Source organism: Ligilactobacillus agilis, assembly GCF_025311475.1.
Taxonomy (GTDB): Bacteria; Bacillota; Bacilli; order Lactobacillales; family Lactobacillaceae; genus Ligilactobacillus; species Ligilactobacillus agilis.
Genome location: NZ_CP104397.1, coordinates 794,769 through 809,772 on the forward strand (window position 1 = coordinate 794,769; position 15,004 = coordinate 809,772).

Below are 15,004 nucleotides of genomic sequence, written 5' to 3' on the forward strand. Positions count from 1 at the left end.
AAATATATGACAAGTGAATCCTAGTAAAATTAAAGTATTAAAGAGGAGTTTTAGTATGGCCAAAGATATCGGTATCGATTTAGGTACTGCCAATGTTTTAATAAACGTTAAGGGTAAGGGAATCGTTTTAAATGAACCCTCAGTTGTGGCGGTAGATACGATGAGTAATAGGGTGCTAGCAGTTGGCTCTGAGGCATATAAAATGGTGGGACGGACCCCAAGCAATATCCGGGCAATTAGACCCTTAAAAGATGGGGTAATTGCGGATTTTGATATGACCGAGCAAATGTTATCTTATTTCATCAAGAAATTAAATGTAAAAGGCTTTATGTCTAAGCCTAACATTATGATTTGTTGCCCAACTAATACCACTGAAGTTGAGAAAAAAGCCATTCGCCAAGCTGCAGAGAAATCTGGCGGGGGCAATGTTTATTTGGAAGAAGAACCCAAAGTAGCAGCGGTAGGTGCTGGTTTAGATATTTTTAAGCCACAGGGAAACATGGTAATTGATATCGGTGGTGGGACTAGTGATATTGCTGTCCTATCACTAGGTGACATTGTAGTCAGTCGGTCCTTACGTGTAGCAGGTGATAAGCTGAACCAAGATATTGTTACCTACTTACGCAAGAAACGGGGGCTTTTAATCGGTGAACATACGGCCGAAAAAATTAAGATTGAAATTGGGACGGTACTTAAAGGCCACCGCGATAAGGAAATGGAAGTGCGGGGGCGTGACGTGGTTAAAGGAATGCCTGAATCAATTACGGTTACTTCTGCCGAAATTGAAGAAGCTTTGCATGACACAATGATGTCCGTTATTATCGCTGCCCATGAAGTTTTAAGCCAAACTCCCCCTGAATTAGCGGCTGATATTATTGATCGGGGAATCGTTTTAACCGGTGGTGGTGCACTCTTAGATGGAATTGACGAATTATTCTCTAACCAATTACAAGTACCGGTGGTGGTAGCAGATTCACCGTTAGATGATGTAGCTGTAGGGACAGGCTACTTGTTAGATAAGGTGGAACAAACTGGTAAATGACAGTAAGTAAGCTTTTAAAAGGAATTTTAATTGGGCTGATAAGATTTTACAAAGGGTGGATATCTCCCTTATTTCCGCCTAGTTGCAGGTATTATCCGACTTGTTCAACCTATACTATTGTGGCGATTGAAAAGCATGGACCCATATTGGGGCTGATTATGGGATTTAGCCGTATTCTAAGGTGTAATCCCTTTGTTCCTGGCGGAATAGATTATGTTCCTGATAAATTTAGCTTAAGGCGTAATCCTGATAAAACTTACAGAGAAATAAAGAGCGATAAGGAGTAATCTCGTGTCAAAAAAAGATAAAAATATTCAAATTACTGAAGAAGAAAAGATGGTTAATGGTCAATTAGTCACAGAATTAACGGCTAAGAAAAGTAAGTTGGGGCAAGTAATTGCTGACCAAGATAAGTTTATTGCCGTGTTACCAAGTGGCGAGCGCTTTAATGTGAAGACAGAAAATGAAGCACTTGACCTATTGATTCGTGACTTCCACTTACATCGGGGTTAAAAGCTAAAAAAGCACTAAATTTGCCGGCTGATTATTGCTTCAGTCGGCAAATTATCTATAATAAGTAGTATTCAAATTTTAGTTAAAGGGGATTTTTCCATGCTAAAAAAACAATTTTTAAGCATGAAAGCTGACGATGATGCCAGGATTGACTGGGGAATTATCTTTTGTGTCTTGGTCTTGGCGGTAATTGGGATGGTGTCCATCTACGTTGCGGTTAAGCATGATACTAGTACTGCCAGCATCACCAGGGTAATGTTATCACAAGCAATTTGGTACACCTTAGGAGCGATTATCGTTATCTTTTTGATGCAATTTGATGCCGAACAACTTTGGAAAGTAGCGCCGGTAGCCTATGGAATCGGAATTTTTCTTTTGATTATGGTGCTGATTTTTTATAGTCGTTCCTATGCAGCCCTAACCGGGGCTAAGAGTTGGTTTGCACTGGGACCATTTACCTTTCAGCCGTCAGAAATTATGAAGCCAGCCTTTATTTTGATGATGGGGCGGGTTATTACCCAACATAATTCAGAGTATTATGAGCACACCATGAGAACGGACTGGTTGCTGTTGGGCAAGATGATTGCCTGGTTAATTCCGGTGGCAGTCTTATTAAAATTGCAAAATGACTTTGGGACAATGCTTGTTTTCTTCGCAATCTTTGGGGGGATGGTAATTGTTTCCGGGCTAACTTGGCGGATTATTGCCCCGGTAATCGCAATCGCTACAGTTTTAGGGTCGACTGCGATTTTCCTAGTAGTTTATAACCGCGCAATCCTAGAGAAAATTGGCTTCAAGGCCTACCAATTCAGTCGGATTGATTCATGGCTAGATCCCTCTGCATCAACTAACGGAACTAGTTATCAGTTGTGGCAAAGCATGAAGGCAATTGGTTCGGGGCAGCTTTTAGGAAAAGGTTTCAATGTTTCCAAAGTTTACGTTCCGGTGCGGGAATCAGATATGATTTTTTCAGTAATTGGTGAAAACTTTGGTTTCATTGGTAGTTGTCTATTGATCTTCATTTACCTCTTACTGATTTTCCAAATGATTCAGGTAACTTTTGATACCAAAAATGAATTTTATGCCTATATTTCAACTGGGGTTATCATGATGATTTTATTCCACGTGTTTGAAAATATCGGGATGAGTATTGGGCTATTGCCATTAACTGGGATTCCTCTTCCCTTCGTTAGTCAAGGGGGGTCAGCTCTATTAGGAAATATGATGGGGATTGGCTTTATTATGTCAATGCGCTATCACTACAAGAGCTACATGTTTAGTAACCAAGACGAGAGTGATTTTAAATAGAAATACAGTACAGGGTTATACTAACTACAAGATGGTTGGTATAACCCCTTTTTTGATGGTTTGTAAATTGAAAAGTTTTTGTTTAAAATATAAAAATGTAAATCTTTAGTTAAGGTGATTTAAATGGGAAACTATGTTTTGGGAATGATTTCGACTTTATTAATTGCGATAATAACTGTGACATATGTGAGTAAGATAAAGTTTGACTTAGCACATATTCTTTGTTTTACCTTATTGATGTTAGGTTGTATTCCAATTAAGATTAGCAACTTAATTATGATTTTAGGGGGAGTATTGATTACCCATCATCAAGATCAAGGAAAGAACCAATGGTTAAGGTATACGCTTTTTGTGATGTATGCTTTTGTTACAACTTGGATTTTACAAGTCATTTTGAATTTTTATGGGAGTCAGTTTGCTAGTTGGATTAATTACAATAATTATTTAGGGACATTCGTTTGCCAAAGTGTAGTTTTACTAATCCAATTAGGTGTTATTTATTTATTCAGAGATAGTTTAGAAATTTTAGCACTATCTCCCTCAAATAAAAAGAAGGGGGCGGAGATAGTTGCAATCGTCATTTTAGCCGTATATTTAGTGTATGGTTCTACCTTTGATAATGATTATAACAACTGGTGGATTAGCGCTTATGTAGTGGGATTGATTCTATTCTGGAGTTACGTTAGGGCACTGGCGTTACTAGAAACCAAACGTGAACTGGCTGAATTGAGAAATTTTGAATTGAAAAATCTTGAGAATTATGCAAATGAAATGGAAGAAGCCTATCAAAAGTTTAGAAGATTTAGGCATGATTATTTGAATATTCTACTTAGTTTAGATCAGGCCATAAAAAGCGGCAATCTAGGATTGATTAGACAAACTTATGACAAAGTACTAGCACCTAGTAAAGCAAAAATTAATATGGATTATTATGATTTTGGTAAGTTAAATCATATAAAAACGTCGGCAATCAAAAGTATTCTATACAATAAATTCAGCTATGCAACCCATGAAGGTATTAAGTTAGAAATTGAAATAATTGATGATGTCAAAGTTCAACGTACTAAATTATTGGATGCTGTTAGGATAATATCGATTTTACTAGATAATGCGATTGAAGCAGCCTTAGAAAGTAATACTCCTAAGCTATTAGTGGCCTACATAAAAGATGCTAATACTGAAAGAGTTATCATTGAAAATAGCATTGCCTTGGAAAGAGTCGAGCTAGCTCCTATTTTTAAAGAAGGTTACACGAGTAAAAGTGGTGATAGGGGGCAAGGACTAGCGACAGTTAAAAGACTTATTAGTCACTATCCTAATGTGGTTTTGAATACTAGTAGCCATGATTATAAATTCACTCAAGAGTTAATTTTAAGTAAGGAAGAATAGTATGCGGGTATTTATTTTAGAAGATGATTCATTACAGTCATTACGTTTACAGCAAATTTTAGCAAGTATTACAGATGAAGTTATAGTTCAAAGTTTTAAAAAGCCAGAGCAATTATTGGCTCACGTTAGTCAACCCGCTAAAGATAATGTCTATCTCTTAGATATTGAGATTGGGAAAGATTTATATAGTGGCTTTGAAACCTCACTATTGCTCAGAAGTATTGATAATTTAGGGACAATTATTTTTGTTACAACTCACTCAGAATTTATGCGAAAAACATATGAGTACAGGGTGGCTGCTTTAGACTTTATTGATAAATTCCAAACGGATATGGAAATTAGACAAAGATTACTAAGTGATTTTCGCTTGATTAAAGAGCGTCAAGCTTTGAGTGTGCAGACAAAAATGATTGATTTGGAAAGTGAGAATGATTTTTTACGGTTGCCCATTTCTGATATTTACTTTTTTGAAACGATTGACGACTTCACTAAAAGAAAGTTATCGCTTTATACTAAATCTCAACATCTAATTGTTAAGGGAAATTTAAAGCTAGTCGAAGCTAAGAGTGAGAGGTTTATGCGAGTGCACCGGTCATTTGTTGCTAATATAGATAATGTTATTAAATTAGATCGAAAAAAACGCCAACTTTATTTTAATGATAATACGTATTGTCTAGTCTCGCGTTCCAAGCTTGCAAAGCTAAGAGAAATTTTACAGACTAAATTTATAGAAGATTAGCTTGAGACCGTTTAGTGCTAAAAAATAACCGATTGGTGCGAAATATTAAGTAAGCTTAAAATTTTAGCTATAATAACAACTGAATTTCAAGAAAAGGAGGATTTTCCATAATGAAAATCAAGGGGAAGGTTGTTATTGGACTACTATTATTATTAGGTTTTGCTATTAGTTTTAAAGAACAACGAGTTTTAGCTGCTGACAATGACCGCTATTTGGCTTATGTCGGTCAAAGTCAGGATTCATTCGGAATGCCTATTTATGTTGAAAATATAAAAACAGGTAAAGTGGATGTGGCTTATTGTATCAACGAATCAAAAAAGCTACCTTATTCTGCTATTTATAACCGATTTGATGCAACTTCGGAGAGATTAATGGCGTTAGACAAACCGTTGGTATCACGGGAATTATTGCCAGGTATTATTAAAAGAATAATTTATAATGGCTACCCCTTAAACGCTACTAATCTGCAAGGCTCTTTATCTGATGGTGCTTTTAGAAGATTAACCCAGCTTGCAATTTGGCATTACAGTGATTCTTTTAATGTTGATGAGTCTGAGTTAACTCCACAAGAAAGATGGGTATATCATCAATTGATACAGGGAACTAATCTGGTGCCAGTCAATTTAAATTTGAATATCTATGTACGAGATGACAGTAGTTATCAAGATTTGTTAGGAACGAGTTTTGGCAAGTTACCTGAGCACCCACAGTTTAGCTCTAGTAGCATGGCGTCAAGCAGTACTAGCTCAAGCAGCACTAGTTCCAGTGAATCTTCAAATAGTTCTAGCTCGATAACTAAAGCAGAAAGTAGCAGTAGCACACCAACGGTTAGCTCCAGTAGCATGGCGTCAAGCAGTACTAGCTCAAGTAGCTCAAGTTCCAGTGAATCTTCAAATAGTTCTAGTTCGATAACTAAAGCAGAAAGTAGCAGTAGCACACCAACGGTTAGCTCCAATAGCATGGCGTCAAGCAGTACTAACTCAAGCAGCACTAGTTCTAGTGAATCTTCAAGTAGTTCTAGTTCGATAACTAAAGCAGAAAGTAGCAGTAGCACACCAACGGTTAGTTCCAGTAGCATGGCATCGAGTAGTACTAGCTCAAGTAGCACTAGTTCCAGTGAATCTTCAAGTAGTTCTAGTTTGATAACTAAAGCAGAAAGTAGCAGTAGCACACCAACGGTTAGCTCCGGTAGTACAACGTCAAGTAGTACTAGCTCAAGCAGCTCAAGTTCCAGTGAATCTGAATCTTCAAGCAGTTCCAGCTCGGTAAGCACTACTAATTCTAGCACCGAGAATTTAGTTAACCATTCTGAAGATATGTCAAGTAGCGGGAATAAGTCAAGTTCTGTAAAGTTAGCTAAATCGGATGCTAAGCAGGTAGTTACACAAAAGAGTTTGCCAACTAACAGCCAAGTTATTAGCAAACCACGACAAGATAGAAAATCAGCTCAAAAGCAAGTAAAATTACCTCAGACTGGTGAGAGTAGTGAACACTTCTTATGGTTAAGTTTGGCTGGTTGTCTCTTACTAATGGGGGCATTGTTTCTTTTTGAGCGTAAGTATAGGTAAATTATGAAGGTAAATTTCAAGAACAAGAATTGAGATTAATCAGAAAAAAAACAAAATAATTCACTTTGTTTTCGTATGGATGTTTTTAGGGAAAAAGCAACTTTTGAATCAAGTCCGGTTCAAAAGTTGCTTTTTTATTGGCTTAAATTAAATTTTCTTTTGAGCAACTAATTGCTCGTGAAATTCGATTTTAGCGAGTCGCTTAGGGTCGTCGGCAATCAAGAGTAAAAATAATACTTCAATTACACTGAGGGCGGCTAGGCGTGAAAAGTAGTACTGAGATTCCAAGACGCGTTGACGGACGGCGGTTTTAATATGGAAGTCAGCGTCTAAGGCAATCGGGGAGTCTTGTCGATTGGTAAGCGCAAGTACTGGCACATGTTTTTGGTGGGCAATCGTAATTTGACTTAATAATTCGCGGGATTCACCCGAATTAGAAATTGCAATTAGCAAGTCAGCTTCTGACAAGTTGATGGTTTGAGCAAGGGCTGTTTCGTATGAGGCGGTTGCGATAGCTAAAAAACCAATCTGATTGAATTTGTAGGCGGCATCTTCAGCTACGGGAAAAGTAGCCCCCTCTGCGCTAATCTGGATTAAACGCGCTTTTTTAATTAATTCAAGGATGGGTAAAATTTTTTTTGAGTCAAGTGGCAGCAGGGTATGGCGGATTTCTGCGACCTTATTAGCGCTAATCTTGTTTAGGCTGGCAGAAAAATCATCGAGGGAGACCTCCTTAAAGTAGTCGTCACGCTTAGAATCGGTTTGCGCTAGGAGAATCTTTAGTTGATGAAAGCCAACCAGGTCTAGATTTTTACAGAAGCGGGAAACAGAGGCAGTGCTGACTGCTGCTTTGTTAGCTAGCTCAGTGATGGTGTAATTAACGATTGCCTGGGGATTGTTTAAAATAACGTTGGCAATTTTTTGGTCACTTTCAGACATTGATGGGAGGTGGCTATTGATTTTATCGATGATATCAGTATTAAAATTCAAGCAAATCACTCCTTAATTTAAAAGTATCTAGGCTCGATCCTAGCAAAAATTGCTAAGAATAACAAGTTCCATGAAAATTTTTTTCCGTTTTTTAAAAAACAAGAAAATAATAATTGACAGTTTAGGGGCAAATGGTTATTATAATGTTGTAAAAAAATTTCATATTTTATTATTTTAAGAAAATATTTTACAAAGGAAGTGTGTTCGATGCAAACAATCGTTGACTTAGCGCTCCAAAAGCTAAGGCCCCAAATGAGTGTTAGTCTTGGGGGCGGAAGAAATGTGTTGGCTTTGACTGAAGAATTGGCCAAACAACCAAGTAAAAACTTGAAGCTTTATAGCCCGTCTGAGTTAACTAGAGCTTATGGCCAAAAATTAGGTTTAGAAATCTTAGCTAGTGAACAAGGACGGCATTTTGATCTTGCTTTTGATGGTTGCGACAGTATTGATTATCAATTTAACTGTTTAAAAAGTAAGGGGGGAATTCATTACTTTGAAAAAAGGGCTGCGCAAAAGAGTGATGAATATTTTATTTTGACACCAAAAACACGCCTTAACGAAACGTTAGATGCGCAGTTAGCTTTAAGTTTGGAAGTTAAACTAGAAAGGTGCTTTGAAATCCTAGCAGCAGCCCAACAATTAGGTTTAAGAGCTGAAATTCGTTTAGGCCAAGCTGTTGCAAGCTATGCTCGGACCCCTTTAGGTAATGTGTTAATTGACTGTTTTGCCACCGATTGGCAACAGATAAAAGATTATAATGAGCAACTGTTAGCTAAACCAGGGGTAGTTGCTAGTTCTTATTTTGAGGGACTAGTTACTGGGATTATTGCTAGCGAAGAAAATGGACAGGGAATAATTTTTACGAGGTGATGACAATGGCAAAGAAGTATAATTGGGGTTTAATTGGTACTGGTTGGATTGCGCACGAAATGGCAAATGCATTACAGGCAGTTAATGGTGAAATCTATGCTGCTTCAAGTCCTAACCAAGCTGAGTTAGAAAAATTCGTAAAAGAAAAGCAGGTAAGTAAAGCTTATTTAAAGGCGGATGATTTGATTAACGATGACCAAGTTGACATCGTCTACGTTGCCACCCCGCATACCTATCATTATGAATATATTAAAAAGGCGCTTTTAGCGGGTAAACATGTCCTAGCCGAAAAGGCGATGACCGTCAATTTGAAACAGTTCAATGAGGTTTATGAGTTAGCCCGTAAGCAAAATTTAATTTTAATGGAAGGCTTTACTCTTTACCATATGCCAATTTATCGGCAGGTTGCTGATTTAATTGCGCAAGGCAAGTTAGGCGAAATTAAGTTAGTTCAAGTTAACTTTGGAAGCTTGAAGGATTATGATCCTAGCAATCGATTCTTTAATAAAGAATTGGCTGGGGGAGCATTGCTAGACATTGGGGGTTATGCCACTGCCTTTGCCCGGATGTTTTTAAAGCAACAACCAAATAGCTTACTAACGACAGTTAAGTTTTTTGAAACCGGGGTAGATGAGCAAGCTGGAATTATTTTGAAGAATGCGGATGAACAATTAGCGGTCATGGCCCTTTCGATGCGGGCTAAGCAACCTAAGCGGGGGGTAATTTCTGGTACTAAGGGTTATGTTGAAATCAGTAATTATCCTCGGGCCACTAAAGCAGAAATCACCTACACTAAGGATGCCCACCAAGAAGAGTATCAAACTTTAACAGCAGGCAAGAGCGAAGAAGCCTTGAATTATGAAGTTTTTGCGATGCAAAAGTTTATTGAACAGGGTCATGATGAAGGTCAGTTAGAGCTTTCGCGAGATGTCGCCGAAATTTTAAATAGCATTCGGACTAACTGGGGATTAAAATATCCCTTTGACTAACTTGCCTAAGGATTGACTTTACCGGTGTTACTTTTAATTTCAAGCTAAACACAGTATAATTTCTAATGAGGTGATACCTATGAAGAAATTTTACTGTTACTCTCGGTGTTCAACTTGTAAGAAGGCCAAAAAATGGTTGGATGAGCATGGGGTAGTTTATGAACAACAGGATTTAGTGGAACTTCCTCCCACTAAGGAGGAATTATTAACCTGGATTAGTAATTCGGACCAAAACTTGCGTTACTTCTTTAACACGAGTGGCCAACATTATCGGCAGTTGGGGTTAAAAGATAAGGTGGCCCAGATGTCGGTTGCTGAAGCGGCTGAACTGCTGGCTAGTGATGGCAAACTCATCAAGCGGCCGCTGATGGTGGAAGGAACTAAGGTAACTTGTGGCTTTAAGGAAGACGTCTATCAAGCAACATGGCTCAATTAAAAGTGACACCTAAAGTTAATTGGGGTAGGAAGATACTGCTAGTCGCTTTAGGGTTAGCGTTATTAGGAAACTACTTACGGGGAACACAACTGCCGGTAGATGTTTCCGGCTTAAGTCCCTTAATCTTATTTAGAATTTCTCAATTAGGGGTTGGGTTAGCCACAATTAAAATTCTATTTATTGATGCCAACAGTTGGCGGTTTAAAGCCGGCTTTTTAGCTATGAGCTTATTTTTGTACTATGTAGGCTCTAACGCCCACTCACTGGATATCTTTTTTTACTTTGTGATTTTAGTGGCGGCTAAAGATGAAGACTATCGTTGGTTATTAAGGTGTTACTTAATCGAAGTAGCTGTGATAATGCTTAGCCTAGCACTCCTGACTTTTGGGGGAATACTTAATGATATGACCATGGTTAGACCTGGGGGAACGTTACGAATGTCATTTGGTTCCGTTACCCCCTCAGATTTTGCCGCCCACGTGTTTCACTGGCTAGTAGCTTATTTTTGTTACCGCAACTTTAAGCTCAGTTGGATAGAATATCTAGTCAGTCTAGTGGCTACCTGGGGAGTGTTTAGGTTTACGGGGACCAGGTTAGATTTAATATTAATGGCGGTCACGCTAGTTCTAGCTGTTAGCTACCCTAAGCTAAAGAAACTCATTAACTACCTTGATGGTTGGAGTTTAGGGGGCATTATGCTAGTGTACTTGGGCTTTAACCTAGCTATAAATTATTTGTTTACGCCTAAGTGGACCTGGTTTAGGAGGGTGGATGAACTTTTGTCTCACCGCCTAACTTACGGACAGCTAGCCTTGCAAAAACCGCTGACCTTATTTGGACGTTACTTTAGGGAAAATGGTAATGGTAAGTTTAACCCCCACCAACCGTATTTTTTCATTGATTCCTCCTTTGTACGCCTGCTAGCTATGCAAGGAATTTTATTGTTTACTTGCTTTGTTATCATGCTAATTTTTCTAGCCTGGCGGTTTAAAGCAGAACGAACTTACAGCCTCTTGATAGGCCTAGGGTTAGTCTTGTTGAGTGCTGCGATTGACCACCATTTGTGGGAACTATCCTATAATTTTATTTTTTTGGCTAGTTTAACGGATAATCAGCATTTTATAGTCAAAAGAAAGTAGTGACTTTTTCAACCGTTTGAAATAAGCACTACTATTTTTTTGTCTAAAGAGGCTAAAATATTTTTACTTTTGGCCGATATAGATAATGTACAAAAAGATGAAAGGGCTTAGAATGAGTATGAATAAGGAAGTACTGAAAACAAAATCTATTGGTAAGTGGATTTTATTTTTTCTAATTGTAGTTGGCCTAGTGCCGTTATTTACGATGTTAGCTGCATCTAACATAATTACCAAAAACGTCTTAATCGAGCGGAATAACCTCTCGAAGGTTAGTGCGGTTGATATGATTCAAGAGGAACGGACTCACCTCCAAAAATCAACTGAAAAGATGTTGATTGCTACTGCTAAGTATGGCGAATTTACCAGCGGCAACTTTGATAAACCAAAGTTGAAGACGGAAATGCAAAAGCTAGTTAGTGCTAACAGCTCGTTATTGGGGGCAACCGTGGCTGATCAGGCCGGTGAATTTGCTAGCACTATTAACTATCCGCAAGGCTATCAAGTGACTGAGCAAAATTGGTACCGCCAGGCAAAGCAAAACTTAAATCGCGTTGTGTGGACGTTACCTTATAAAGATCCTAAGTCAGGCGTCTTTGTAATCACAGCCGCTTATGGCTATAAGGCAGCTAATGGTAAGTTCTTCGTTATCAGTAGCAACGTTTCCTTTAACGATATTGAACGGCCATTAGGCCAATTGAAAATTGGTAAAACAGGGCGGGTAACTTTAATTTCCGACAAAGGAATCGCGCTAGCTTCTAAAGGGGCAATCGACGATGCTCACTACAGTCGGGGGAACGACTTAAGCAGCGATAAGATGTACCAAGCAATTGCTGCTTCAAGTAAACGTAAAGGTTATGTTCATGTTAAGGGTAATTCTAAGGTCATGGATATTTACTTTAATAAGGGAGCCGTCGGTAGTAAGTACTGGGCTTATGCTTACGTAATGAAAGATGACCTTAAAGCGGAATTACATTCTGTTTTAATCAGTGCCTCTATTATCGCCTTGGTAGTGGCGGTACTTGTCTTGATTTTAGCATTTATTATCAATGGCATCTTCAAGGAAATTGTTGGCCACATCCTGTCTTACTTCAGGGCGGCAGAAAAAGGAAAGATGAATCCAATTGAGGTTAAGCCAGCAACCAGCAGGAATTTTAAGGCTAGAGTAGCAGCTAAGCTTTACACCCCTGATGAACACGGCAGTGAATTTAACCAAATTTCTTATGGCTACAACAAAATGATTGCGGCCGTTGGGGGCTTGGTCAAGAAGGTTAAGGGCCAGGCTAATAATGTGGCTGAAAAATCAGACTCACTGTTGGAATTGTCAACTCAAACTGATAAAGCTATCGATGAAGTTGCACAAACCATTACAGGGATTGCTGAGGTTACAAGTTCACAGGCCCAAGAAACTCAGGAAAGTGTCACGAGGTTACACAATCTATCCGAAATTATTGAGCGCCTACATGCTAATGCGCAAACGATGAATGATGAAGCAGATAAATCTGCTAGTCTCAACCAAGCCAACATGGAGACGATGGATTCAGTTAACACCAACTGGAATCAAGAGTTAGTTGAGATGAAGGATTTATCCCAAAGTGTTCAGGATATGAATACAAGTATTCAAGATATTACTAAGATAATTGGGGTTATCAATGACATTTCACGGCAGACCAACCTCTTAGCGTTAAATGCTTCAATTGAAGCTGCCAGCGCTGGTGAAGCTGGGAAAGGCTTCTCGGTTGTGGCAACCGAAATTAGGAAGCTAGCTGAGCAAAGTGCTGCTTCAACTAAGGAAATTGAAGCAATCATTAATCAAATTAAGGATAAATCGCATGAAATGGTCACAAAGACCAATAACTCGATTGAAGGTGGCCAAAAACAGTCAGAATTGATTCAAGCAGCTATTAAATCAACGGCTGAAGTTTATAAGAGTAACCAAACAATGACTGAACAGGTCGCCCAAGTTGCCAATGCTTCGGCTGAAATTGAAGTAGTCCAAGGTAAGGTTCTCAGTCGCCTAGAAAATATCTCCGCTTCAACGGAAGAAAATGCAGCTGGGACCCAAGAAGTCTCCGCAAATGCAGAGGAGGTTTTAGCAACAATGGAGGAATTTACCTCTCACGTTGCTGACTTACATGACATTGCGGCTAAATTAAAGGCTGAAACTGATAAGTTGACGGTTAACTAAGTTACCATAAATAAATAAGCCACCCTTACTGGGGTGGCTTATTTGTTAACCTTAATAATTAATCCTTGGCTTGGCTAGCTTGAATGAGCCAGGCAAAGATAGCTAAAGCTTCCGGAAAGTCTTCAAATTGGGCTTCAGGATGCCATTGTACGGCTAGAAGATTTTGCTGCTTGTTAGTAACTGCCTCCACTAACCCGTCGGCACTGGTTGCTAAAGCCTGTAAGCCTGGGGCCAGGTCTTTAATAGCCTGGTGGTGGAGGGAGTTAACTAAGCCGGTATCGCCAAAGATATCATGGAGAGGGTTAGCAGGCTCAACTTTGATTGAATGGGTTGGCATTACCCAAGCAGTTCCGAATTGTTGGTGTTTTACCGACCAATTTGGATATTCGCTTAAATCTTGGTATAAACTACCGCCTAAAGCAACGTTGATGACCTGTAAACCCCGGCAAATTCCCAAGATAGGTAGTCCTTTGGCAAGGGCCGCTTTAATAAGGGCAATTTCTACTAGGTCTCGCTGATAATTAAGGCTACCCAATTTAGGGTGAGGTTCTTGACCGTAAAAGATAGGGGAGACATCTTGCCCGCCGGCAAAGACTAAGCCATCAAAGCGAGCAACAATCTCAGTGATATTATCTTCGTTGACCAAAGGAATAATAATAGGCAGTCCCCCAGCAGCGTGGACGGCGTTAGTATAGCCCTTGGGAGTATAGTTGATTGGCAGGTTAGCGTGTTCGACAATGGGGTTATCAAAGCTGTTACCAATTATCCCAATTAATGGTTTCATGAAAAATCACTCCAAAAAGAAAAGTTGTAGCTTAATTATAGAAGAAGAAGCTAAAAAATACCATTAATCAGTTTGTTTAAAAAAATTACAAGTAAAAATTGTTTAAAAATCAGATTGATTTAACCATATAACTATAACTTTATTTATATAGGGTGATAAAAGCCTATCAAACCCGCCTTAGCGCGCCTTTTAGCCATTGGTTGCGATTGCAAGCTGAGTTTGATTGAGCTAAAATTATAAATATTAGAAGAATTAGGGGGGCTAGATTTTATGTCTACACTTGAAGTAAAAAATTTACACGTAACAATTGACGGTAAGAAAATTCTCAAGGGGGTTAACTTGACCCTAAAAACAGGTGAAATCCATGCAATTATGGGGCCAAACGGAACCGGTAAATCGACCTTGTCGGAAGCAATCATGGGTAATCCAGCTTATGAGGTAACAGAAGGGGAAGTTTTACTCGATGGCCAAAATTTATTAGAACTCCCAGTAGACGAACGTGCCCGGGCCGGTTTATTTTTGGCAATGCAGTACCCAGCCGAAATTCCAGGGGTAACTAATGCCGAATTTATTCGCGGAGCAATTAACGCTAGACGAAGCGAAGATAATCCCATTTCAATTAGAAAGTTTCTAAAGAAACTAGACGAAAATATGGATTTCTTAGACATGTCTGAAGAAATGGCTGACCGTTATTTAAACGAAGGCTTTTCCGGTGGTGAAAAGAAACGTAATGAGATTTTACAGTTAATGATGATTGAACCTAAGTTTGCAATTTTGGATGAAATTGACTCCGGTTTAGATATCGATGCCTTAAAAGTTGTTTCTAAAGGGGTCAATAAGATGCGGGGACCAGAGTTTGGTTCTTTGATTATCACGCACTACCAACGGTTGTTGAACTATATCATTCCCGACGTAGTTCACGTGATGATGGATGGTAGAATCGTTGCGCAAGGTGGCCCTGAATTGGCTAAGCGCTTAGAAGACGAAGGTTATGCGGGTTTGCGTGATGAATTAGGTCTTGACATCAAGTTAACCGATGAAGATGCTTAAAG

The 15,004-nt window shown here is 38.9% G+C and carries 15 protein-coding genes; 13 read left to right on the top strand and 2 right to left on the bottom strand.

What is annotated here, in order from left to right; genetic code table 11:
- The first annotated feature begins 55 nt into the window (after positions 1–55).
- The 7 genes from mreB (at position 56) to N4597_RS04005 (ending at position 6,559) form a co-directional block, all read left to right on the top strand.
- A complete protein-coding gene (gene mreB / locus N4597_RS03975; RefSeq protein ID WP_050611999.1) occupies positions 56–1,042 on the top strand; it encodes a rod shape-determining protein in 987 nt (328 codons plus the stop codon).
- Positions 1,039–1,329, top strand: a complete 291-nt coding sequence (yidD, locus tag N4597_RS03980; protein WP_089144869.1) for a membrane protein insertion efficiency factor YidD — start codon at positions 1,039–1,041, stop codon at positions 1,327–1,329. The genes mreB and yidD overlap by 4 nt, the downstream gene beginning before the upstream one ends.
- A 4-nt stretch (positions 1,330–1,333) precedes the next feature.
- Entirely contained in the window at positions 1,334–1,555 is a 222-nt protein-coding gene (locus N4597_RS03985; protein ID WP_050612001.1) for a DUF2969 domain-containing protein, read from the top strand.
- Between the two features lie 99 nt (positions 1,556–1,654).
- Positions 1,655–2,863 (top strand): FtsW/RodA/SpoVE family cell cycle protein, encoded by a 1,209-nt coding sequence (locus N4597_RS03990; RefSeq protein WP_094128557.1) that lies wholly within the window; start codon positions 1,655–1,657, stop codon positions 2,861–2,863.
- Positions 2,864–2,986: 123 nt separating this feature from the next.
- Complete coding sequence (locus N4597_RS03995; protein WP_260904755.1) at positions 2,987–4,252, top strand: sensor histidine kinase; 1,266 nt, start codon at positions 2,987–2,989, stop codon at positions 4,250–4,252.
- A gap of 1 nt (position 4,253) precedes the next feature.
- A complete protein-coding gene (locus N4597_RS04000; protein WP_094128563.1) occupies positions 4,254–4,991 on the top strand; it encodes a LytR/AlgR family response regulator transcription factor in 738 nt (245 codons plus the stop codon).
- Positions 4,992–5,101: 110 nt separating this feature from the next.
- Positions 5,102–6,559, top strand: a complete 1,458-nt coding sequence (locus tag N4597_RS04005; protein ID WP_260904758.1) for a Cys-Gln thioester bond-forming surface protein — start codon at positions 5,102–5,104, stop codon at positions 6,557–6,559.
- Between the two features lie 147 nt (positions 6,560–6,706).
- On the opposite strand, the gene N4597_RS04010 is transcribed toward N4597_RS04005, so the two are convergent.
- Positions 6,707–7,549 carry a MurR/RpiR family transcriptional regulator gene (locus N4597_RS04010; RefSeq protein WP_167589475.1) on the bottom strand — a complete coding sequence of 281 codons (843 nt, stop codon included), beginning with the start codon at positions 7,547–7,549 and terminating at the stop codon, positions 6,707–6,709.
- Between the two features lie 207 nt (positions 7,550–7,756).
- On the opposite strand from N4597_RS04010, the gene N4597_RS04015 reads away from it, so the two are divergent.
- From N4597_RS04015 to N4597_RS04035, 5 genes are all read left to right on the top strand, one after another.
- The gene (locus tag N4597_RS04015) at positions 7,757–8,419 is read left to right on the top strand and encodes a ribose-5-phosphate isomerase A (RefSeq protein WP_167589476.1); all 663 of its coding nucleotides are present in this window, start codon (positions 7,757–7,759) and stop codon (positions 8,417–8,419) included.
- Between the two features lie 5 nt (positions 8,420–8,424).
- A complete protein-coding gene (locus N4597_RS04020; protein ID WP_094128574.1) occupies positions 8,425–9,408 on the top strand; it encodes a Gfo/Idh/MocA family protein in 984 nt (327 codons plus the stop codon).
- Between the two features lie 79 nt (positions 9,409–9,487).
- The gene (locus tag N4597_RS04025) at positions 9,488–9,844 is read left to right on the top strand and encodes an arsenate reductase family protein (protein WP_050612003.1); all 357 of its coding nucleotides are present in this window, start codon (positions 9,488–9,490) and stop codon (positions 9,842–9,844) included.
- The gene (locus tag N4597_RS04030) at positions 9,832–10,983 is read left to right on the top strand and encodes a hypothetical protein (protein WP_167589478.1); all 1,152 of its coding nucleotides are present in this window, start codon (positions 9,832–9,834) and stop codon (positions 10,981–10,983) included. Before N4597_RS04025 ends, N4597_RS04030 begins: the two co-directional genes overlap by 13 nt.
- Before the next feature lie 112 nt (positions 10,984–11,095).
- The gene (locus N4597_RS04035; protein WP_167589479.1) at positions 11,096–13,168 is read left to right on the top strand and encodes a methyl-accepting chemotaxis protein; all 2,073 of its coding nucleotides are present in this window, start codon (positions 11,096–11,098) and stop codon (positions 13,166–13,168) included.
- Positions 13,169–13,226: 58 nt separating this feature from the next.
- Here N4597_RS04035 and N4597_RS04040 read toward each other — a convergent pair whose 3' ends face one another.
- Complete coding sequence (locus N4597_RS04040; protein ID WP_089144873.1) at positions 13,227–13,952, bottom strand: gamma-glutamyl-gamma-aminobutyrate hydrolase family protein; 726 nt, start codon at positions 13,950–13,952, stop codon at positions 13,227–13,229.
- 270 nt (positions 13,953–14,222) lie between these two features.
- On the opposite strand from N4597_RS04040, the gene sufC reads away from it, so the two are divergent.
- On the top strand, positions 14,223–15,002 hold the full coding sequence (sufC, locus tag N4597_RS04045) for a Fe-S cluster assembly ATPase SufC (protein ID WP_050612007.1): 780 nt from the start codon (positions 14,223–14,225) through the stop codon (positions 15,000–15,002).
- Positions 15,003–15,004: the final 2 nt, after the last annotated feature.

Coding starts and splice junctions, on each gene's coding strand:
- N4597_RS04035 (WP_167589479.1), top strand. CDS start 11,096: ATGAGTATGAATAAGGAAGTACTGAAAACAAAATCTATTGGTAAGTGG.
- mreB (WP_050611999.1), top strand. CDS start 56: ATGGCCAAAGATATCGGTATCGATTTAGGTACTGCCAATGTTTTAATA.
- N4597_RS03995 (WP_260904755.1), top strand. CDS start 2,987: ATGGGAAACTATGTTTTGGGAATGATTTCGACTTTATTAATTGCGATA.
- N4597_RS04015 (WP_167589476.1), top strand. CDS start 7,757: ATGCAAACAATCGTTGACTTAGCGCTCCAAAAGCTAAGGCCCCAAATG.
- N4597_RS04025 (WP_050612003.1), top strand. CDS start 9,488: ATGAAGAAATTTTACTGTTACTCTCGGTGTTCAACTTGTAAGAAGGCC.
- N4597_RS03990 (WP_094128557.1), top strand. CDS start 1,655: ATGCTAAAAAAACAATTTTTAAGCATGAAAGCTGACGATGATGCCAGG.
- yidD (WP_089144869.1), top strand. CDS start 1,039: ATGACAGTAAGTAAGCTTTTAAAAGGAATTTTAATTGGGCTGATAAGA.
- N4597_RS04000 (WP_094128563.1), top strand. CDS start 4,254: ATGCGGGTATTTATTTTAGAAGATGATTCATTACAGTCATTACGTTTA.
- N4597_RS04020 (WP_094128574.1), top strand. CDS start 8,425: ATGGCAAAGAAGTATAATTGGGGTTTAATTGGTACTGGTTGGATTGCG.
- N4597_RS04040 (WP_089144873.1), bottom strand. CDS start 13,952: ATGAAACCATTAATTGGGATAATTGGTAACAGCTTTGATAACCCCATT.
- sufC (WP_050612007.1), top strand. CDS start 14,223: ATGTCTACACTTGAAGTAAAAAATTTACACGTAACAATTGACGGTAAG.
- N4597_RS04005 (WP_260904758.1), top strand. CDS start 5,102: ATGAAAATCAAGGGGAAGGTTGTTATTGGACTACTATTATTATTAGGT.
- N4597_RS04030 (WP_167589478.1), top strand. CDS start 9,832: ATGGCTCAATTAAAAGTGACACCTAAAGTTAATTGGGGTAGGAAGATA.